Annotated in this window: 15 protein-coding genes; 3 read left to right on the top strand and 12 right to left on the bottom strand. The window is 62.7% G+C overall.

Annotation, left to right across the window (positions count from 1 at the left end; translation table 11 throughout):
• Positions 1–189 precede the first annotated feature (189 nt).
• Positions 190–1311, top strand: coding sequence for a protein adenylyltransferase Fic (gene fic / locus NBE95_RS14115; RefSeq protein ID WP_289894902.1), 1122 nt, complete (start codon positions 190–192; stop codon positions 1309–1311).
• A gap of 188 nt (positions 1312–1499) precedes the next feature.
• Here the strand turns inward: fic and NBE95_RS14110 are convergent, their stop codons facing one another.
• The 6 genes from NBE95_RS14110 to NBE95_RS14085 all read right to left on the bottom strand — a co-directional run bounded on the left by NBE95_RS14110 (position 1500) and on the right by NBE95_RS14085 (position 11100).
• Positions 1500–2621 carry a GIY-YIG nuclease family protein gene (locus NBE95_RS14110; protein WP_289894901.1) on the bottom strand — a complete coding sequence of 374 codons (1122 nt, stop codon included), beginning with the start codon at positions 2619–2621 and terminating at the stop codon, positions 1500–1502.
• 120 nt (positions 2622–2741) lie between these two features.
• Positions 2742–4817, bottom strand: coding sequence for a DEAD/DEAH box helicase (locus NBE95_RS14105; protein ID WP_289894900.1), 2076 nt, complete (start codon positions 4815–4817; stop codon positions 2742–2744).
• On the bottom strand, positions 4817–7498 hold the full coding sequence (locus NBE95_RS14100) for a DNA methyltransferase (RefSeq protein ID WP_289894899.1): 2682 nt from the start codon (positions 7496–7498) through the stop codon (positions 4817–4819). Before NBE95_RS14100 ends, NBE95_RS14105 begins: the two co-directional genes overlap by 1 nt.
• A complete protein-coding gene (locus tag NBE95_RS14095) occupies positions 7495–8253 on the bottom strand; it encodes a WYL domain-containing protein (RefSeq protein ID WP_143794972.1) in 759 nt (252 codons plus the stop codon). Before NBE95_RS14095 ends, NBE95_RS14100 begins: the two co-directional genes overlap by 4 nt.
• Positions 8254–8449: 196 nt before the next feature.
• Positions 8450–9751, bottom strand: a complete 1302-nt coding sequence (locus tag NBE95_RS14090) for an exodeoxyribonuclease I (RefSeq protein ID WP_354670358.1) — start codon at positions 9749–9751, stop codon at positions 8450–8452.
• A gap of 122 nt (positions 9752–9873) precedes the next feature.
• The gene (locus tag NBE95_RS14085) at positions 9874–11100 is read right to left on the bottom strand and encodes an IS256 family transposase (protein ID WP_289894898.1); all 1227 of its coding nucleotides are present in this window, start codon (positions 11098–11100) and stop codon (positions 9874–9876) included.
• Positions 11101–11420: 320 nt separating this feature from the next.
• On the opposite strand from NBE95_RS14085, the gene NBE95_RS14080 reads away from it, so the two are divergent.
• Positions 11421–13541, top strand: a complete 2121-nt coding sequence (locus NBE95_RS14080; RefSeq protein ID WP_143794963.1) for a UPF0149 family protein — start codon at positions 11421–11423, stop codon at positions 13539–13541.
• Positions 13542–13698: 157 nt separating this feature from the next.
• On the opposite strand, the gene NBE95_RS14075 is transcribed toward NBE95_RS14080, so the two are convergent.
• Entirely contained in the window at positions 13699–14586 is an 888-nt protein-coding gene (locus NBE95_RS14075; RefSeq protein ID WP_289894897.1) for a LysR family transcriptional regulator, read from the bottom strand.
• Positions 14587–14916: 330 nt separating this feature from the next.
• On the opposite strand from NBE95_RS14075, the gene NBE95_RS14070 reads away from it, so the two are divergent.
• Positions 14917–15549 (top strand): TetR/AcrR family transcriptional regulator, encoded by a 633-nt coding sequence (locus NBE95_RS14070; RefSeq protein ID WP_143794965.1) that lies wholly within the window; start codon positions 14917–14919, stop codon positions 15547–15549.
• On the opposite strand, the gene NBE95_RS14065 is transcribed toward NBE95_RS14070, so the two are convergent.
• Genes NBE95_RS14065 through trbL form a run of 5 tightly spaced genes read right to left on the bottom strand, consistent with a single transcriptional unit; the run spans position 15544 to position 19961 of the window.
• A complete protein-coding gene (locus NBE95_RS14065) occupies positions 15544–15765 on the bottom strand; it encodes a DUF2274 domain-containing protein (protein WP_035746465.1) in 222 nt (73 codons plus the stop codon). The two genes, NBE95_RS14070 and NBE95_RS14065, sit on opposite strands and share 6 nt — an antisense overlap.
• 2 nt (positions 15766–15767) lie before the next feature.
• Positions 15768–16895: a TrbI/VirB10 family protein gene (locus tag NBE95_RS14060; protein WP_143794966.1), complete on the bottom strand. Its 1128-nt coding sequence runs from the start codon at positions 16893–16895 to the stop codon at positions 15768–15770.
• Positions 16892–17920, bottom strand: a complete 1029-nt coding sequence (gene trbG, locus NBE95_RS14055; RefSeq protein ID WP_035746463.1) for a P-type conjugative transfer protein TrbG — start codon at positions 17918–17920, stop codon at positions 16892–16894. Before trbG ends, NBE95_RS14060 begins: the two co-directional genes overlap by 4 nt.
• Positions 17917–18606, bottom strand: coding sequence for a conjugal transfer protein TrbF (gene trbF / locus NBE95_RS14050; protein ID WP_035746461.1), 690 nt, complete (start codon positions 18604–18606; stop codon positions 17917–17919). Before trbF ends, trbG begins: the two co-directional genes overlap by 4 nt.
• Positions 18603–19961 carry a P-type conjugative transfer protein TrbL gene (trbL, locus tag NBE95_RS14045; protein ID WP_143794967.1) on the bottom strand — a complete coding sequence of 453 codons (1359 nt, stop codon included), beginning with the start codon at positions 19959–19961 and terminating at the stop codon, positions 18603–18605. The genes trbF and trbL overlap by 4 nt, the downstream gene beginning before the upstream one ends.
• Positions 19962–19963 lie beyond the last annotated feature (2 nt).

Below are 19963 nucleotides of genomic sequence, written 5' to 3'. Positions count from 1 at the left end.
CACCTGCACTGCCACATCCCCACGCAAACTGTCTTGCTACCCTGTCGGCTGATGCGCACCGCTGGCCTTCTCTCGGATGCCCGTCACCCAACCGTCGCACGACTTGCATCAGATCGTCCATGTCGATACAATCTACAAATGTCGACACATATTCCCGACATGTCGATGTCTTCGACTTGTCAAACCGTCATGTCGATCAGGAACCAGGTGATCGACATGACCTTCCGCCCGGACCGCCCGTTCAACGACCTCCCTGCCCTGCCGCCGGCACAGGATATCGAGACCAAAGCCGTGCTGAAAGCCTGCATCGAGGCACGGGCCGCTCTGGCGGCGTTGCGGGTTTCTGGCCAGATTATCCCCAACCAGGCGGTGCTGATCAACTCCATCCCGCTGCTCGAAGCCCAGGCGAGTTCCGAGATCGAGAACATCGTCACCACCACCGACCGGCTGTTCCGCTTTGCCAATGACACCGGCGGTCAGGCCGACCCGGCGACCAAGGAAGCATTGCGCTATCGCACCGCCCTGAACCGGGGCTTCGGGATGCTGCGGCAACGCCCGCTGTCAACCGCCATCGCGGTCGAGGTCTGCCGCACTATCAAGGGTGTCGAGCTCGACATCCGCAGCACGCCCGGTACCGCCTTGATGAACGATGCCACCGGGGCCGTGATCTATACCCCGCCGGAGGAAGAGGATCTGCTGCGCGCCAAGCTTGCCAACTGGGAACGCTATATCCACGAGGCCGAGGACATCGATCCGCTGATCCGCCTCGCGGTGATGCATTACCAGTTCGAGGCGATCCATCCCTTCGTCGATGGCAATGGCCGCACCGGGCGGGTGCTGAATTTGCTCTATCTGGTGGACAAGGGGCTGCTGGATATCCCCGTGCTCTATCTCAGCCGACACATCATCCAGAACAAGGCGCTCTATTACCGCTATCTGCTGGAGGTCACCACGCAGGACGCTTGGGAACAATGGCTGCTGTTCATGATGGAGGCGGTCAGGGCGACGGCGCACTGGACCACGGCAAGGATCCACGCGATCCGCGACCTGCTGGAGCAGACCGCCGCGCGAATGCGCCAGAACCTGCCCAAGGTCTATTCCCGCGAACTGGCCGAGCTGATCTTCGTGAACCCCTATTGCCGGATCGGTGATCTGGTCGAGGCCGGCGTCGCCAAACGCCAGACTGCGGCGGTCTATCTCAAGGCGCTGGTTGCCGAAGGGCTGCTGGAGGAGGTGAAGGTCGGGCGCGAGAATCTCTATATCAACCCTGCCCTTCTGGGGCTGTTGTCGGAACGAGGTCAGAATGCCTGACAACGTGAACCTGTCCTCTCCAAGTGGTTCGCACCCATCTGCCCGATGAGCGCGTGTATCTGATTGCCTTCATTCGAAATCTCCTCGCGCATCAAGCCGAGAAAATTCTGCTTTTCAGCCCCTTACTTTCGGGGGATTACGCATTGTCATTGTGGCACCTTGTCGGTGTAAAGAATTTGTCAGGTCTCTCAGGTTTTCTTCCGGATTGATTGTGTTTCCGGATCGTATTCAATCTGGTGAAGGGTGCCGTCCTTGATTGCCTGGACCGCCCTGCTCACGTGCTCCGGCAAAACGTAGAACCATTCCCGCGGATAGACCTTTCGGCCGAAACGGTCCGTGATCCACAGGTCTCGCGGACGGGCAGCATCAAAGAATCGGTGCAGGAGTCCCTCCACTTTTCGCCAGGACAGATTGACGAGATCATAGGTGGCGACGACCTCGACCGGAGCCAGCAAGAAGGTCGGATCATTGCGCGCATCGGCAATCCGGCGGCGCACCTCTTGTGTCGTCACTCCAATTTTCAGGAGTATATTCCGCACTTCAACGATTTGTGGTTCGTTCGACTTGCTCCGAAGCACGTAAACGGTCCCAGTCAGATCGATCCGGTCTGCCTCCCAATCGGGATCCAACGCCCCCATGCCGTGCCTGTGGATTGCGCGGGAGGTAGGATCGTCTGCGAGCGCCTTTCGGAAGGACGACAAGAGCGGATCGCTCTCCGTGCCGTTTGAGAAGATGATGCGGAGCCTGTGATCGCGTTTTCCTGCGCGAGCGGTCATTTCCGCCTTCTCGGCGACATAGGTCAGCAAGCCCTTTCGAATGAAGAGGGAACCTTCGTCGACTCTGACCTCCTCATTCGGATTGATCGGGCGCACCTCACGGTCGCCGGCCTCCAGCGCGGCCTGGGTTCCCTCGAACATCGCGCGGAAGCGGTCAAAATCGTGACAGGGGTAGAACTCGGCCCGGTGATCCGGAACCAGCCGTTCCTCCGCCGGGGTCACGTTTCGGATCACGGTCAATGCCTCTGAAACGTCGAGTTCCTCGTCGTCAAAGATGTCATCAAGAGAAGCAGGCACTTCGTCGTTATCCACATCGTCGCGCCAGTTGTGTTCCGCCGCTAACGGTTCGGGTATCAGCTCAAATTGTCCGCCAGACAAAAGGCCATTGCGATCGACATCCAGCAGATCGGGTGCATCCCCTTTGGCAACCAGCCGGCTCCAGATCATGCCAAGACGCATCTCGTCATGATCTGCCGCCGCCGCATCCGGGACACGGCCATGCCGTTCAAAGAATGCGTTCACCTCCGTGACCAACTGGGCATCCCGCTCCCGCTCAGGTGATCGGGTAGCGCGGGGCCGCAGGGTTACGTTCAGAAGGCCCAGTTCGTCCTCTTCCTCAAGGACTTCGTCGATCGACCTGTATCGGGGCACCCGTCACGACCCCCCTTGAGCAGCGCGCATCCGCTCCGCCTTTTTCGTGCGGATGTAGGCATGGGCCTCTGCAAGGCGACGTTCCAGATCGTCCGGCGAGTTGGGGTTTGGGGGGCGCCCTTCCTGGGCAGTGAACCGCTTGATCCGGGGCCAGAGGACCAGCGCCTCCTCTTCGGTCATCTGGACGCGCTGAGCGACCATGGCGCTCTGAATTTGCTGGAGCAGCGGGGTGTCCAACGCCTTGGATGCGATATCGAACCCTTCCCGGAACGGGTTAATGGAGTCGATAAGGTCGATGTCCAGTTCGCGCACGTTGATGAACTTCTTCACCATCCGGATCAGGTTCAGCGCGTCCGGCGACCGCTCTTCGTCCGCGCCGCTATCCTCGACGGGCTGCTGCTCGCCACTTTCCATCTCTTCCTGAGCCAGTCGGCGCGCGATTGCGGCGATGTTCATGCGGGCGGCCAGGTCTTGCCGGATGGCTTCGGTTTCATCGGGGGTAAGGTCTTCATACGTCTTCTCGATGATATTGGTCAGCACCAATTGGGTCGCGACCTCCGGGGCCACGTCATCCGCGACCGTGCGCCGGTCCATCTGCTGGCATGCCTGCGCCACCAGTTCGTGCATGTCATTCTCGACGATCGCCCGCGCGCGGTCCGTCGGCGGGGCCATCAAGCCACCGATCCCGATATGAACCCGGCCCTCGCCGTCCACCTCGACCGGAGGTCGGGTATCGCCATCTTCGCGCCTGTAGAACCGGAAGTTCGGTTGCAGGACCTGCTCCATCAGGAGCGCCCCCGAGATCGCCTTCAGCATGTCATTGACCGCGTCCGTGACCACCCCGGTCTCGACACCGGGTTCCGCCACCAGATTGGTGAACTGGGCATGGCGCTTGCCGGGGGCGTCGCGGGTCGCACGGCCGATGATCTGGATGATCTCTGTCAGCGAGGAACGATAGCCGATGGTCAGCGCATGCTCGCACCAGACCCAATCGAACCCCTCTTTCGCCATCCCGAGGGCGATGATCAGGTCCACCTTGGCCCGGTCCGTATCATCGTCGCGCTTGCCGTCCGGCCCGACAATCTCGCGCGTCAGCGAGGCCTTCACCAGATCGCGCTCCGGCCCGTCGTCCACCAGGTCCGCCACCTTCAGAACGCGCCCATCGGGGAGCCGGACCAGATCGAATCCGGTCTGCTCTTCCCGGCCGATCACCTCGCCGATGCAACTCAGGATCGCCCCCACCTCGGACTGCTTGACATCATAGGCCTCGGCCGAGCCGCGATGCGGGATATGGATGATGGTCTTCAGGTCCGGGTTCAGCACCTCGGGGATCGCGCTGATATACTGGTCCCGGTAGAAACTGTAGGAAATTCCAAGGCTTTTCAGGAACCGGTACCCGTCCAGCTGCTCGTAATAGCTGTAGGTGATCGACCGGAACCGCGCTTCATCCTCGGGCCGCAGGACCGGGATGCTGTCGCCCCGGAAATAGGATCCGGTCATCGCCATCACATGCGCCTGACCCCGGTTCAGGATGCGGCGCAGGATTTCACCCAGCCGGTTGTCATCCCCGGCGCTGACATGGTGGAATTCGTCGATGGCGACCAGGCAATCGTCGAAGGCCGCCGTCCCCTCGTCCTCGGCGATCTCATCGAAGGCGAAACGGAAGGTGGCATGGGTGCAGACCAGCACCCGGTCCCCGGATGCCATGAAGTCGCGCACCGCGCGCACCTTGCCGCTGGTCGCGCCTTCCTCGGCACCGCTCAGGCAGAGGTTCCAGCGCGGGTCCACCTGCCAGTCCGCAAAGAACCCGTGCGACGTGAGGTCGGTTGACCGGAACGAGGCGCCGATCGAGGTTTCCGGGACGCAGACGATGACCTTGCCCACCCCCTGGTTTTCCAGCTTGTCCAGTGCCACAAACATCAGCGCGCGGGATTTCCCGGCGGCGGGCGGCGCCTTCAGCAGGATGAACTGGGCCGCGCGGGCGTCATAGACCCGGGCCTGCATGGGGCGCATGCCCATCGGGTTCGGCTCCTGCGTCTTGCCGGTCTGGCCATAGGTGACGCGAACGAAATCGGACATCAGGCGGTCCCCTTCTTCAGCTTCTTCGCCCGCGCGGCATAGAGCTTGAACAGGTGCTCCAGCCGCTCGGTGTCATTGCGGAACGGGCGGCCGATATACATGCTTTCCAGCAGGTCATCGTTCGCCTTGTGGGCGGCGCGCAGATCGTCGGGCATCTTGTCGGGATCATAAAGCTGGGCAATGGTCGCCGGGTAATGGCCATAGCGACAGCGCAGGATGGCCATGGCCGAGGCGGTCAGGGCGGCCAGTTGATCGCCGGTGAATTTCGGGACCGGGAAGGTGTTCCAGCCGAGGGTGTTGGAATAGTTAGGACGCTTCTGCAGCTTGCCGCAGACTGTAAGAACCCAGAGCCGGTGAAGGGTCGAGGAAAGGATCAACAGGCACCACTCGGGCGCGTCGTAAAGGACGAAGTTGCGATTGGTGCAGGCATCGCTGGTGCCAACGATGATAGGTGTCAGATAGAGCCTATTTTCGGAAGATACCGCAGGCAGGTAAATCGCAGAAATCTTCTGCGCGCGGTGCTCTCGAAATTGATGCGCTCGTTGCGCTGCCTTTCGGGCACCGGCATCCGTGCTCTTCTGTCGTGTCCCGCGCACATTTTCGATACGGCGGGAGATTTCGGGAACACTTAGGGCCAAGGGCAAATCAGCGTCATCAATATGAAGACAATACCGCATGCGGTCATAAATAAGTTCATCCGAACCGTAGACCCGCTTGATCAAGTGCCCGATTTCGGGATGGGAGCTTCGAAGGTCACTCGCCTCTTCGGGTGACAGAATCAGTTGGCCTCCATCAATCGGCTTGCTTCCGTACTCCATGCTCGGAAGCCCAAAGAGCGACGTACTCGATTTTTCGACGATAACGTCAATGTTCGGGATGAGATAGGGTGAGATCACCGAGCATTTTTCTTCGAACCCGTCATGGAAAAAGCGTTTGGGTGCATCGGTTTTCCGCGAAAATCCGAGAATTACGGCATCAACTGTGGCATTTCCGGACGCATTGTTTGACCACTGAAAGGTTGAATGCGCGAAGCAAAGCTCAACACCTTGTTCGAGCAAGGTGGGCCAAAGGAAAGGTACTGATTGTCCTTGTGTGATAGAATTCGTCGTCACCAGTGCGCAATTTGCTCCGTTTTCGGCTACGTAATCGACTGCCTTCATCAACCAACCCGACACATAGTCGAGAGTACCGAATGTGCTCATCCGCGCGGCAAAGATATCCCGCATTTCTGATTTCTGGACCTCCGATTGCTCGTTGGACCAGATCCAGGGCGGATTCCCCGCGATGAACACCTCGCCGCCATCCTCCGGCGGCGGGCAGACCGTTTCCCAGTCAACCCGCAGCGCGTTGTCGCAGATGATGTTCGCTGCGTCCCTCAGCGGCAGGTCGGCGGGCTTGCGGCCAAACGCCTCCTTGAACAGGGCGTTGGCCTGATACTCGGCGATGAACAGCGCCAACTTGGCCGTTTCCACGGCAAAATCGGTCAGTTCAATGCCATAGAAGTTCCGGATCGGCACCACCGACCACATTTCGGTCTGGGCACCGCCGGTCAGTTCGGCAAGCCGCGTCAGAATCCTGATCTCGCGCTCGCGCAGGGACCGATAGGCGACGACAAGAAAATTCCCCGAGCCACAGGCCGGGTCGAACACCCGGATTTTCCCGATCCGCTCCAGCACCTGCCGCAAGGCCCGCTCGCGCCCCCAAGCCTTTTCGATTTCGGCATCAAGATCATCAAGGAACAGCGGCCCCAGCACCTTCATGATGTTCGGGACACTGGTATAGTGCATCCCCAGTTCCGACCGCAATTTGGCGTTCGCCACCGACTGGATCATCGAGCCGAAGATGTCCGGGTTGATCCCGGTCCAGGTCTCGCCACAGACATCCTTGAGATACCGGGTGGCGGTCACGTCGAACACCGGCGCGTCGATGCGGCCGGCAAAGAGGCCGCCGTTGACGTATTCGAACTCGCGCGTCCAGGCGGGCAGCCCGCCTCTGTCCGGCTTGGGCGTGTTCATCGCGGTGAAAGCGTTGATCAACACCTCACGCATCCCTTCACCCCGGTCGCCGGCATGGGTGAAGATCAGGCGGCTGAACTGATTTTCGGGGAAGATACCGACATCTTCGGCAAACATGCAGAAGATCAGCCGGGTCATCAGCTGGTTCATGTCATGCTGACGCGCCTTTTCTGCCCAGTCCGGGTTCTTGCGGATCAGCGCGTCGTAAAGCTTGGCCAGCTTGCCCGCGACCTTGACGTCAACCGGGTTCTCCTCGGCCGCGCGGTAGCGTTCCTTCCCGGCGGCGGGCAGGAAAAAGCCGAAGCGGTCGCCAAGTTCCGAAAAGGCGCAATAAAGGGTGTCGCCGGACTTTGGATGCTCGGCGGCGATTTCTTGTCCGTCTGTGGCGATCAGAATAGCGGGCCGGTGCTTCGCGTTTCGCTTGCTGGCCCGCAAGGCATCCAGACACGCCGCGCTCATGCCGGGCAGTGCCGGGGAAAAATGGAACTTCTGGTTCAGAAGCACCCCATCGGGAATGTCGGACTTGTTGTAGGTGCCGCCCTTGAGCTTCGCGATCGTCGCGGGTGCGTTGTCGGTCGCCAAGGCGAACTCGAAGGGAAATTCCGCAGCATCGAAGGGCTTGCTCGCAAGATTGGCCAAGGCCTCGTAAATTTCAGTGGGGTTCATGCGTAGACCTTTGGCAGGGAATTCTGGCTGATCAGTACAATTTGCTGGTCCTGCGGCCGCCGCGCCGCCGGGTCCGTGTCGAGGCCGAGACGCTTGAGCGCATAGAACAGCAGCGCCTTGCGCACAGGAATCTGCGCGCGCTCGTTCTCCATCCCATAATCCATCTCGATCGCACGACGTTGCGTTGGAGAAAGATCAGGATGCGGCCCGATTTCCAGGATGACCTCCGTGTGCCAATCGACATCACTCTGAGGATCGGCCGTGACCGGCCCGTGCTTGCCTGTTTCGACAATCCGGGAGAGCAGGAAATCCTTGAACACCTGGTCATTCTGACAGAACGCACGGGCGTGCCAGCGAAACCCGTCGAAGGCCAGTGAGTGCGGCTCGATCCAGCGCGCGCTTGGCTCGGGGCGCGACATCGACTGGTAGGTTACCTCAAGAGCCGATGGCTCATGAATGGCGGTCAACACCTCGCGCAGGGTTTCGGACGCAATCCCCCGCGCGGGTGTCGGCGTGGTTCCATAGCCTGGAAACAGACAGATCCAGCTCTGCTCGCGCGAGACCAGGCCCTGATCGAGGGCACGCAGCTGAGCGAGATAGTCCTCGGCGGAAGGCTTTATGAAATGCGGCTTGAAGCTCCGACCCCGGACATAGGCACGCTGGCTCTTGTCATAGACGAGGTTTCGCTTCCACCGCTCTGCATAGCCCGTCAGGTCGAGGGATGCCTGCTGGAGTGAGATGCCGAAAGTTTCCATCAGGTCCGAGCGATTGATCCGGCCATGCCAGAACACCCGGAATTCGATGAACTCGTTACGCCGCTCCGCACCCCAGTTCAGCTGTTTGATCTGTCTGCGGGGCACACCGAGCCTTTCCTTCACCTGTTGCGAGTATAGAACCATAAATTAGTCCCTCGCAATAAAATGATTCTGGTAGCTGAACAGCCTCTGATCGTTAGCTTTCCGGCAGACCAAACCGTTGCAGGAATATCTCGATCTCGGCGACAAGTCCCAGATCGAGCCCTTCATCGGCCCGCATCTCGTCCAGAGCAGCGTGTGCGCGAACCGTGGTCATCCATTCAGTCTCCCGGTCCTCCGGTGCAGACCAGCGCCCCCGCAACCATGCCTCGTATTGCCCGCGCTCTTCGGTCGAGAGCAGATCGGGCGCGTGAAACGCGACGAGGCGGCGGCCGAGCTGGCGCAGGCGGGGGTCTGCAAGACTGGACACGATCTCCTGCCGTCGACGCCAGTCCGCAGGCTGGAACTTGGCAAGGAGAGTCTTGTCCGCATGGCCGTAGAAGCCGTCATAGATCTGCTTTTCTACCGGAGGCAGCGGTGCCGCAGGATCTTTGGGGAAGCGGGCGGCCAGCGCCTGCGCGACCCGCGCCCGGAAGTCAGGAGCAGTAGCGATCACATGTGCCCGCTGCACCTGGATAGCGCTGGGCGTCGAGACCGAAAGTAAAGCGGGTGACTTATTGATCGAGAAGGCCCGGATGACCTTGGGTATGGCATCGACGGCAGCAAAGAGCGTTGCGTCATCGACCGCAAGGAGATCTGCCGGATCAGTGGCATCAAGATCGAAGAAGGCCGCCTGATTGGCGTTGCTGGCCGACATCCCACAGAAGCAGCCGACGGTCGCGTGCGGCGGGCCGCCGCCAAAACGCTCCACCAGCGCCATGGGCTGGTAGGTTTCAAGGCTGGCTTGAACATGCGCCTTGTCCCGGTTGGCCAGCAATTCTGCCCAGAGCGCCGGGGCACGGTCGGCGATGCGGCGGGCGATGTGTATGGTCGCCTCGACATCGCCGAGCGCATCATGCGCATCGTGTGCAGCAAAGCCGTTCAGCGGCGCTATGCGGTCCAAATTGAAGCGTAACCTGCCGTCCACCTCGACCGGCCACTCAAACAGGTCAGGCTGACGATACCAGAAGGCATAGAGCGCGGTCAGCACATCGAAGCGCGTGTTGCCGTTGAACTGGGTGGCGAAGATGTCGGGCTGCAGGTTCTGATAAAAGGCCTGGCGCAGCATTTCCTCATCGAAGCGGACGCTGTTGAAACCGGTCCAGATCGCGGGAGACCAGCGCTTGATCAGCGCGCCGATTTGCTGCGCAAGCTCGAAGAACGTCGGCAAAGCCGGGTCTAGGAGCTGCGCCGGGCGCACCCCGGTAACTGCAAGCGCCCAAGGCGACGGAATGACATGCGGCGCGATGCGGCAACGCAAATTGACGCGCTCGATCTCCGCGAGCGCATCATCCGTCAAAATGGCAGCGAATTGCAGGGGCTGATCGAATGCAGGGGAAGTGCCGGTCGTCTCCAGGTTGTGTCGCGAATGTGGTGGAAATTGCCGAGCAGCGGGCTCCGGGCATGTAACGATGGCTCCAGTCAGGCCGCGAGGTCAAGGGACATCGGCTCGAGCGGCTGAGAAAGAGTTTCCCAGCCGTCAACCTTCCGCATCTGGATCTGCCCTGACGCCAAGAGCGCCCAGAGCAGCATCGGCACGGTCTCGGCGCAGGGCAGCACGGTCTGGGTCTTGATGCGGCGGCGGAACTCCTCGTTCAGACGCTCAATGGCGTTGGTGGTCCGTGCGGATTTCCATTGCGACGGATCGAGGCGGGTGAAGCTGAAGAGGCGATCGCCGGCCTCCTCGAGGCTATCGGCAACGGCCCGGCACTTGAGCTTCCACTTGCGGAGGAAGGCCTTGCGGCGCGTCTCGATCTCGGCGGCGCTGTCGGCGTAGATCATGTCGCGGTAGTCTTCGCTCAGCTCGTCATGCAGGCGCTTTGGGGCGTGGCCGAGCAGGTTGCGGTGCTTGTGAACCGTGCAGCGCTGGATGGGCAGGTCCCCGCCCCAGAGTGCCACAAGCGCGGCTTCAAGGCCGGGGGCGCCGTCAACGATCACGAACTCGGGCCGCCTCAGGCCCCGCGCGTCCAGATCGGCGAGGAATTGGCTCCAGGCAGCCGTGCTTTCGCCGCCCATGTTCCTGATTGAGAGGAGCACCTTTTGTCCGTCGCGCCGCACGCCGATCGCCGCCAGCACCGAGATGTTGGTGGCCTTGCGGTCCAGCCGGGTCTTTATGACGGTGCCGTCGAGGATGAGCCGCACGATATCCTCCTCGGCCAGGTCGCGGGTGGACCACGCGTCCCAATCGACCTTCACCTTGCGCCAGGCCCGGCTGACCACGTCCTTGCTCACCGCCCCCTCGAACAGTCCGAACAGCGCCCGCTTGACCCGGCGCGTGTTGGTGCCGGCCAGGTAGACCGCCGCGATCAGGGCCTCGGCCTTCTTTGTCAGCCGCCTGTAGCGGGGCAGTGCCTTCGAGCGCCATTCGGTGATCTTGCCGGCTTCGTTCTCGATCCGGGAACGAGGAACCCGCACCGTCTCAGTGCCGAATGTGCCGGTCAGCTGCCGATCGCGATGCCCGTGGCGGTAGCCCTTGGCCCGCTCGTTGCCGCGGCCGTAACGAAGCCGTCCAAGAAAGTCGGCCAGTTCCTCTTCGAACATGGCCTCAATGGTGGCCCGGACATTCGCCCGCAGGCGGTCCTCGATCGGATCATACCCGCCTGCGTCGGGCAGTAGCGAAAAGGACGAGCTGTCGGTATTCTGCTTCATGGCGTGATCTCCCTGGCGGTTGCAGCCGCCGGCTGGGTGGGTGTCAGTTCACCCGGAGATTACGCCGCCATCCAATTTCTACCACTTCCGAGACACGACCCGTCTCCAGATCGTAGAAGGCAAAGGTCATGGGGCACCATAACTTGTGGTCACCGTCGCGTCAGCATCGATGTTCCGGTCTGGACCTGTGGCCAACGACGACGGGTCGGACCTGTTCTGGGCCAATAAGTGCCGCTCTCAGTGCTCGCGTCGGTGACAATCCCACGGCCGGCGAATAGGCTGCGAAAAATATAAGGGCGCGATTCAGAAAGTGGGGATACGTGTCGGAAGGACCGATCGAGACAGCATTGGCGGAACTGTCGCGGCTGCAGGACGATGATAGTGCGCGCGGCGAGGTTCTCGACCGCGCAAGTTTTTCGATGCTGCATCGGCCAGCATTGGGTGGCCGTCTGGTCGCGAAGCTCTGCGCCACGAAGGAGAGTGCCCCGGAGCTGGAGCCACTCACCGAATTGCTGGCATCGGCACTGGATGCCGCACGTATCGCTAGGGAGAACCGAAAGAAGCGAGGTGATACCTTTCTAGAGGCCGTGGCAGATGCGGTCGAACTGGCTTCTGGCCAGGGGCGCCTGAGCCCCTTCCACCGCCTGCTCCTTGCAAGCGCATGGACCACGAACGGACTGCCCGCACCCACATCTCTGGAGGTTTCTGCCGCCGATATGATGCTCGCAGCGCCTAGTCCTGCCCCGCAGGATCGTGTCGCGGCGGAGGCGGCGCTGGAAGATCTGTTCCGCAGTCTGATCGAGCAGACCGAAGGCGATGCGCTCGCGCTGCATGCAGCGCTGACCGAGACGTTCCCAGCAATGCCGTCGGCAATGCGTCAGCATGTCATTGCATGGTCGGTTGGACGATCGGAGCCGATCCACGCGAAGCTGGCATGTTTCTGGCTGCTCGATCCGTCAGCGCAGATCCGCGCTGCGGCGGCGCACGCCTTGGGCGAACGCGCCGCGACAGGCACGCTCTCGCAGGAGATAGCGGGCAAGATGGTGATCCTGCGCAGCTGGATGCCTCAGGACGAGGCCCGCGCCTCGGTGGACAAGGCATTGAAACTCGCCATGCGGTCGGGTCTGGCGACCGGCGCGTCAGCCAAGCCGTGGACTATCCATTCGGTCATGGCCACACTGCCCGATGGCGGCGGCGCGCAAAGCCTCATGATCGCGCTGCAGTCGGGCGGCAGCCGCAAGACCGCGATGCTGCTCTTCAAGCAGGGCCACGGGGTCAAGGACGCCTACACCGTGCCCTGCAAATCGGCGAACGAACAGAAGGCGCTGTTAAGCCGCATCAGCCAGGAGACCGGCGCGGTCAAGGTGCCCCTCTCCTGGCTCGAAGGCAGCCTCGCCATGGCGCTGGCCGATGGCCTTGCAGCAGGGTTGCCCCCGGCCGCGGGCCTCATCGAGGTGGCGGAACTTTGCGGCCTCGATAAGCTGCGGCCGGAAGCGGTCACGACCGAGGCCCTGATCGCGGCGCTGCCCGTCGCGGAACGCATACGCGGTCTCTCGGCTCCGGCGCAAGGCAAGCTGATCAATGCCAGCGAGGGCTGGTGGGATCGCCATGAGATCGTCCAGAGTTGGTTCGAGGAAAGTGATCATGCGCATGAGGTGCTCGAGGGCCGCCACAACCCGCGCGCGCTGGACGCGGCGCTCTGGCGATGGCTCGAGACCCGGCGCGACTTCTGGGCGCGGCTTGTCGCGCGGGCGGCAGATGTGCTGGCCGCAAGCGACCACCCGGACGCCGCCAGCTTCACGGCCACGGCAATGGCGCTCCTCGAAGGACGCGATCTGAAGAAGATCCCGGTCATGGCCGATGTCCACGACCAGACAATCGAGGCGTGGGTGTTCGACGATCCGGACGTGGATCAGGACGCCACGCTTGAGGAATGGGTGGAAGAGGCGGAGGCAGATGCGCCAAAGCCGGAGCGGAAGGGCGAACTGGCGCGCCTCGTGAAAGGCTCGGCGATCACGGCGGACTGGATCGACGGGTTCCTGATGTCGGCCACCATCGCGCCGAAGGTGATCGCGCCGAACAGGTGGCTACCCGAGATCCTCGGCAGCGCCATTGGCAACCTCACGTCGGATAGTATCCAGCGCTTCGCCGATCTGATCCTGATGCGCGCGAACGCCTGCTTGGACCAAGCGAAAGAGGCTGCGGAGTTTTCAGCGGCGATGTCCGCGCGAAGCCAGATGGCCATGCGGGACTGGGCGGCCGGGTTCAGTTATGCCTGTGGGCATTTCCGATCATCCTGGCCCGCAAAGTCGACCGGCCCGGATGATCGGGCGATGATGCAGCGCGTTGCCGATGCGATGGCCACGGGCTTCAGCGCTGCCGAGGTGAAGGCGCTCAGCCAGTGGATAGCCGCACGCCATAATCGAAACTGCGGTTCCTGAAGCCCGCGACTTCCGCCGAATTTCGTTCGGTGGGGGGAACGCAGGAGTTCTTGTGCCACGCATCCTGCGGAACTGAGGCTTCCCGTCGGCGCTGAAAGTGGTGCTGTATGAGAGGAATCGCAACGGAGGCACACATTTGGAAAGCGACGATGTCCCCTCAGGCGTTCGGTTGTAATGCTGACGAGGTTTTCCCCATCGCTCGAGCCATGCTCAACAGGCGCCTGCAGGCCGGATTATCGTTTCTATCCGACCAGACCATGCTGAAGGGCAGCACTTCATCCGCCAGTTGCCGGAAGGCGATCCCCGGAAACTGCCCAACGGTGGTGGCTTCGCTTGTCAGCGTTAGCCCCCGACCGACAGCTACCAGCGACAGGATATTGTCGCGGCCCACATGCTGGGATTGAATGTCAGGGTGATGACCGAGACCGGCAAGGTGAGCAATCAGATAGTCGTGGATCTCCTGGCCCGGTGCGACATCGCTCACGATGAAGCGTTCACCTGTCAGATCAGGCCATTCGAGTTCGGCTTTGGCGGCCAAGGGATGGCCAGCAGGCAGCACCACGAAGACCCGTTCGCACCAGAGATGCTCCGTTTCGCAGCCATCCCAGGGTGCCGTTCCGGTTATGAAAGCGATGTCCAGATCCAACTGCCGGACGGCAGCGACGTGCTCGGACGGATTTCCATCTATAAGATCGACCTGAACGGTCGGATGGCGCGTCCCGAACCGTCGCAGGAGGTTAAACAGAAATCCCGACGCCAGCGAAGAAAATATCCCGACCTTGAGCAGTCCCTGGTCAGCCCGACCGACCGCGGCAACCTTGGTCACGCCGATGTCGATCTGCCGAAGAGCATGCCGGGCGCTGCGCAGAAACTCCTGCCCGGCGACCGTCAGCCGCACCCCGCCCGAATGTCGTATGAATAGTGAGGCACCCAATTCATCCTCAAGGTCGCGGATCTGGCGGCTGACCGATGATTCATTGATGTCCAAGGCGATTGCAGCCTTGCGGAAGCTCCCGTGGTCGGCCGCAGCAAGGAAATGCCGCAACTGGCGCAACCGGATTGTGCTCTTACCAGCGCTGCCCTCGACAATACGCGCGAGGACGGAGCTACCAGATGGGGCGTCCCTGTTTCGGTGCATAGGCATGGCACATCATCCCGAACCGCAGTCGTCTTCTGGCCAGCGCTCGGTCGCGGCCTGCCAGCGAAGGCGATGGTGCGTGCCGTGATGGCCAGGTTCATACGCGACCATCTGCCGTCCTCCACACCTCAAACTTAATACCATTCAGTTCCCAGATGGTGCTGCTTGACATCGGCTCCGTCAACGAAAAAAATAAATCGTATTCAGTTTCAGCGGACAGTCGCAACAGGGATCTCGATGGCTCGCCCCCGAAAAGAGCAGGAACTTGATATTGCTCGCCGTGCGGTCGAGGAAACGATCCGTCTGCTGGCACAGCAAGGCGACTTCGATGTTCCACTGACCTCGGTGGCACAGGCCGTGGGCTGCACGGCGCCGGCCCTTTACGGCCATTTCCGCAACAAGAATGCTTTACTGCGCGCGGCGCGCGACGAAGGATTTGGACGCCTCTACAACGAGAAGTTCGCGGTTTTCGAACAGATGCGAGGCGATCCGTTCGGCTATTTGCGCGATGGCAGCTATGCCTATGCGCGCTTCGCCCTGGAGAACCCCACTCTGTACCGGCTGATGTTCTCACCGCCCCCGAAGCTTGGGGTGAGCGATGATCCGTGGTCAAGCGAAGCGGGTCGTCAGGTCCTGAGTCTGCTGCTGACAGGCCTGCGCTCATCTCAGGAGCATGGTTACTTGCCGGGTGCTGACCTGCAACGCTACGGCTTCATGTTCTGGTCAACGATCCATGGAGCGGTCAGTCTGAACATTCAGAACCGCCTGCTGGACCACGCGGCGAAGTGGGACTCGACGCAGAGCGTGATAGACGCGCTCATGGAGATGATCGCGGCAACCGGCCCGGCCAAACACCCGATCACGTCATGAGCGGATCTTTCGCGCCTTTGCAAAGCCACGATCCGTGGCGATGAACCGCTCCAACATCGGTACGATCAGCCTGACGGGATCGGCGGTGGGCTGGCCGGTCTCGCGGGCCAGTACCTCGGCATAGGCGACCAGATCGCGGTGAAGCGACGCGGGCAGTTCCACCGTCACCTTCACGGGCTTGTCGTCGGGGAGCGGGCCGAGTTTCAGCTTTGTCATGGTCAACCTCCTGCCGGCTCGAATACCAGATCGCGGGTGACGATGATCCTGACCGGGTAGCCAGGACGGATCGTCAGTGTCGGTACGACCTGCAACTGGCGCTGGACGATCTGCTGACCCGCCTGGTTGATGGTATCCTGCGCCCCGTCGCGTATGGCGCGGATCAGTCGATCCTCGTCGCTGCTGGCCAATTCCGCACCGACCGCAAGCAAGGTCGAGAGGCCAGCGGCCCGCATCAGATCCCACCAGTGGTAATCCACGCCATCCTCAAGCCCGGCGTAACCGGAAGCGTCCGCACCCGGCAGGCGCTCCAGGACGATGGAGCGGCCGCCGGGCAGGATCAGGCGATTCCAGACCAACAGGACGCGGCGCTGGCCGAAGGTCACACCGTCATCATATTGGCCGATGATGCGCGTTCCCTGCGGGATCAGCAACAAGCTGCCGGTCGGGCTGTCATAGACGTTCTCGGTCACTTGGGCCGTGATCTGGCCGGGCAGATCGGAACGGATGCCGGTGATAAGCGCCGCCGGGATCACCGCCCCGGCCTGAAGGATATAGGGCGATGCCGGTGGTGCGACGCGATCCGGGGCGACGGTTTGCCGGTCCACAGGCCCGTTGAGAAAAGCGGTATGGCGATCCTGCGCTGGAGCCTGACCACCGAGATCGAGACCCGCGAGGCCGGGCATGGTCGTTCCCGGCGTCGCTCCAGCCCGCGGGCCAGACTGGAAGAACACGCCGCTCAGACGAGCGGCTTCTTCCTCGGCGAGACGACGCTGCTCATCTGGATCAACGGCGGGCGCCGTGATGGTCGGTGGCGCGACCGGCTGCCCCCGATTCTGCGCCTCAAGTATCGGGCGACCGAGATCGCCCGGCAACGCCGGTCCCAGGACCGGGCCGGTATAGTCGCGCGGCAGGCCGGCAAGCCCATCTGCTGTGGGGCGGTTCTCGGTCGAATAGAGTTCGCCGCCGCCCGGCCCGGCATCGCGGGTCTGGAGAGCGTAGATCAGTGCCCCGCCAATGCCGAGAAGGGCAACGGCTCCGGCGCCTGCCAGCACCTTGCGGGACAGGCGGGTGACGCGGGGCGGCTCGGCGCGCAACCGCATGGGGGCTGCGGTGTCGGTATCGCTCATGAGGGTGATCCTCCCGTGGTCGCACCGGCTGGCTGGGCTGCGGCCCGCGTCTGCTCGACGCGGACGATCCTGACGACCTGCTGGCGGTCGCCGCTGCCGAGGCGAAGTTCCGCTGCGCCGAACAGGCGGTCCACGATCAGGACGTTCCGATGGATGCGGGAATTGACGATCTGCGGTTCGCCGTCCGATCCAAGGACGAACAGAGGCGGCATCTCTCCCTGCACGATGCCACGCGGGAAGACGACATAGACGCGCCTGCCGTCGTCGAAGACGGAAACCGGCCGCCATGGCGGGCTGCTGCCCTGCACCTGCAAGCCGTAACGATAGTTGCGCGCGGTCTCGGCCGGGATGACGGGGGCTGAGGGCGTGGTCACGCGGCTTCCCGGCGGTGGTGTCGGATACGCCCATGCCACGGCAGGCATATAGAGAGCTTCGCGGGCGCGGAGTTCGATCATGTAGATGCGCCGGTCGGTGGTGATGACGAGGTTGGTCGAAATGTCCGGTCGGGTCGGCTTCACCAGCACATGCACCCGGCGGGTCGGGCCGCTGCCGCTCTCCGTGTCACCGATGATCCAGCGGGTGGTGTCTCCGGCGGCAATCGGCCCCGCGCCGGTCAGGCTTTCGCCCGGCTCCAGCGCGATGGTGGTGATTTGCCCGACTGCGGCATAGACCTGATAGAGCGCGCCTTCCGACCAGGGATAAATCTGGATGGCATTATAGTAGCCTTCCCGGCGCGGCTCGACGCGGGCGGCGGCATTGGCGTTCTCGACGCGGGCCGTCGCCGTGCCGGCAGCCTCGCCGCCCCGCGCCACAGTCCAGGCGGGCGGGACGTGCAGCGGCCGGGGCGTTGTGTCGGCTGCGGCGGCCTGCACGGTCGGCACCGGCGGCACATCGGCGTCGTAGCTGAACTGCGGCGTCCGGTTGGTGGCGCAGCCGGCCAGCATGGTGGCGGAAAGCAGCAAAGCCGCGAAGGCGGGTTTGCGGAAAACCGGAAGCCCGGCTTTGCGGAAAGTCGTGGCGGTCATTGGCTCATCTCCCGCGACCAGTTGATCGCGTTGACATAGATTCCGAGGGGATTGGAGCGCAGCCGCTCGGCATTGCGCGGGGTCTGGATCACGACCGTCAGGATCGCGGTCCATCGCTCGGTGGTGGAGAGTTGGCCGTTCTCGTAGTGCCGCTCAGACCAGGCCACACGGAAACTGTCCGGCGACGCCCGGATGATGCTCGATACTTCGACGGCTACCTGCTGGCGGCCGACGCGCGTGAAGGGATCGTTGGAGCGGGCATAGTCGTTCAATGCGGCCGCGCCCCGGTCGGTGGTGAACTCGTAAGCCCTGAGCCAGTTCTGGCGGACGACGATGGCGTCGGCCGGGAGCGCGCGCACCTGTTCGATGAAACGGCCGAGGTGAAAGGCGATCTGCGGGTCGGTCGGCCGATAATCGGCTGCTGCCGGCGCGACGGCTTGCGCCTGGCCGAGATTGTCCACCTGAACGACCCATGGCACGATGCTCCCACGCGCCGATTGCCAGACAAGAGCGCCGGCGAAACCTGCCGCGAGGATCAAGGAGCCGAACGCCATGTAGCGCCAGTTCCTTGCCTGGACCCGGGCCGAGCCGATGCGGTCGTCCCAGACCTGCGCGGCGCGCTGATAGGGCGTTTCGGGTTCCGGCATCTTGCCGTAATGGGTCGTCGGTCGTTTGAAGATGTTCATGTGCGGTTACTTTCGGAAAGGCTGACGGAGGAGCCGCCACCATGGCTGTCGCCGGACCGGACGGCATGGGCGGCAGCGGTGACGCCATGGCTCATCGCCCGGCTGCGGCGCATGTTCTGCGCCCAGGCCGGCGGGCTATCTGCGGCTGAGGGCGTTGACGGATCAGGCGATGGGGCGCCGCCGATCGTGCCCATTGAGGAGCTGCCGCCGGACGCCGCGAACCCCGCTTTTGCGCCGTCGGAATAGCTGGATTTCATACTGTCGGCGGAGCGAGACGCGGCACGCTTGAGGGGCGAGATGGCTGCGGATGCTCCGGTGCGCGCCACGCCACCAAGGCCGGACGCGACACCGGCTGCACCGGACCCGCCCATGGAACTGAGCGTATAGGCCGACGAGGCCGCACCGGCGGCCGAGGCCCCGCCGCGGGCAAGTGCAGCACCGCCCGAAAGTGCGGCACCGCCACCACGCGCCGCAAGCATGGTCACGCCACCGCCCGCGACAGCAGCACCGCCGACCGCGAGGCCGGTTCCAACCGCCGCCCCTGCGCTGAGTTGCGGGCCGCCCGAGACGAGGCCGGTGGCGATACCGGGACCGAAGATACCGAGGCCGAGAAGAGAAAGGGCGGCCAGCACGATGGCCATGGCGTCGTCAATGGTCGGGGTCGCACCGCCGAAGCCTGCAGTGAATTGGCCGAAGAGCGTCGAGCCGATGCCGATGATGACGGTCAACACCAGCACCTTGATGCCGGATGAGACGACATTGCCCAGGACCCTTTCAGCCATGAAGGCGGTCTTGCCGAAGAGACCGAAGGGGATCAGCACGAAGCCTGCAAGCGTCGTCAGCTTGAACTCGATCAGGGTGACGAAGAGCTGGATCGCCAGGATGAAGAAGGCGAGGATCACCAGTGCCCAGGCGAAGAACAGGCAGAGGATCTGCACGAGGTTTTCAAAGACCGCGATCCAGCCCATGAGATCGGAAATGGATTCGAGCAGCGGGCGCCCGGCATCGAGGCCGATCTGGGCGACGCGGCCAGGGCGCAGGAGATCGGCGGCAGAAAACCCCGTGCCCGAGGCCATGAGGCCGAGGCCGGCGAAGCTCTCGAAGACGATGCGGGCGAGATTGTTCCAGTTGGCGATGATATAGGCGAAGACGCCGACGAAGATCGTCTTCTTCACCAGGCGCGCGATGATGTCGTCGTCGGCGCCCCAGGCCCAGAACAGGGCGGCGAGCGTCACGTCGATGACGATGAGCGTCGTGGCAATAAAGGCAACCTCACCGCCGAGCAGGCCAAAGCCCGAGTCGATGTAGCCGGTGAAGATGCCGAGAAAATTGTCGATGACCCCCGTCCCGCCCATGA

Source organism: Paracoccus sp. TOH, from assembly GCF_030388245.1.
In the GTDB taxonomy this organism is placed as follows: domain Bacteria; phylum Pseudomonadota; class Alphaproteobacteria; order Rhodobacterales; family Rhodobacteraceae; genus Paracoccus; species Paracoccus simplex.
Note: the sequence above shows the minus strand (reverse complement) of the source record. Positions and strands in the feature narration are given on the sequence as shown.

Coding starts and splice junctions, on each gene's coding strand:
- NBE95_RS14065 (WP_035746465.1), bottom strand. CDS start 15,765: ATGACAAAGCTGAAACTCGGCCCGCTCCCCGACGACAAGCCCGTGAAG.
- trbG (WP_035746463.1), bottom strand. CDS start 17,920: ATGACCGCCACGACTTTCCGCAAAGCCGGGCTTCCGGTTTTCCGCAAA.
- trbL (WP_143794967.1), bottom strand. CDS start 19,961: ATGGGCGGGACGGGGGTCATCGACAATTTTCTCGGCATCTTCACCGGC.
- NBE95_RS14100 (WP_289894899.1), bottom strand. CDS start 7,498: ATGAACCCCACTGAAATTTACGAGGCCTTGGCCAATCTTGCGAGCAAG.
- trbF (WP_035746461.1), bottom strand. CDS start 18,606: ATGAACATCTTCAAACGACCGACGACCCATTACGGCAAGATGCCGGAA.
- NBE95_RS14085 (WP_289894898.1), bottom strand. CDS start 11,100: ATGAAGCAGAATACCGACAGCTCGTCCTTTTCGCTACTGCCCGACGCA.
- NBE95_RS14105 (WP_289894900.1), bottom strand. CDS start 4,817: ATGTCCGATTTCGTTCGCGTCACCTATGGCCAGACCGGCAAGACGCAG.
- NBE95_RS14095 (WP_143794972.1), bottom strand. CDS start 8,253: ATGGAAACTTTCGGCATCTCACTCCAGCAGGCATCCCTCGACCTGACG.
- NBE95_RS14070 (WP_143794965.1), top strand. CDS start 14,917: ATGGCTCGCCCCCGAAAAGAGCAGGAACTTGATATTGCTCGCCGTGCG.
- NBE95_RS14060 (WP_143794966.1), bottom strand. CDS start 16,895: ATGAGCGATACCGACACCGCAGCCCCCATGCGGTTGCGCGCCGAGCCG.
- fic (WP_289894902.1), top strand. CDS start 190: ATGTCGATCAGGAACCAGGTGATCGACATGACCTTCCGCCCGGACCGC.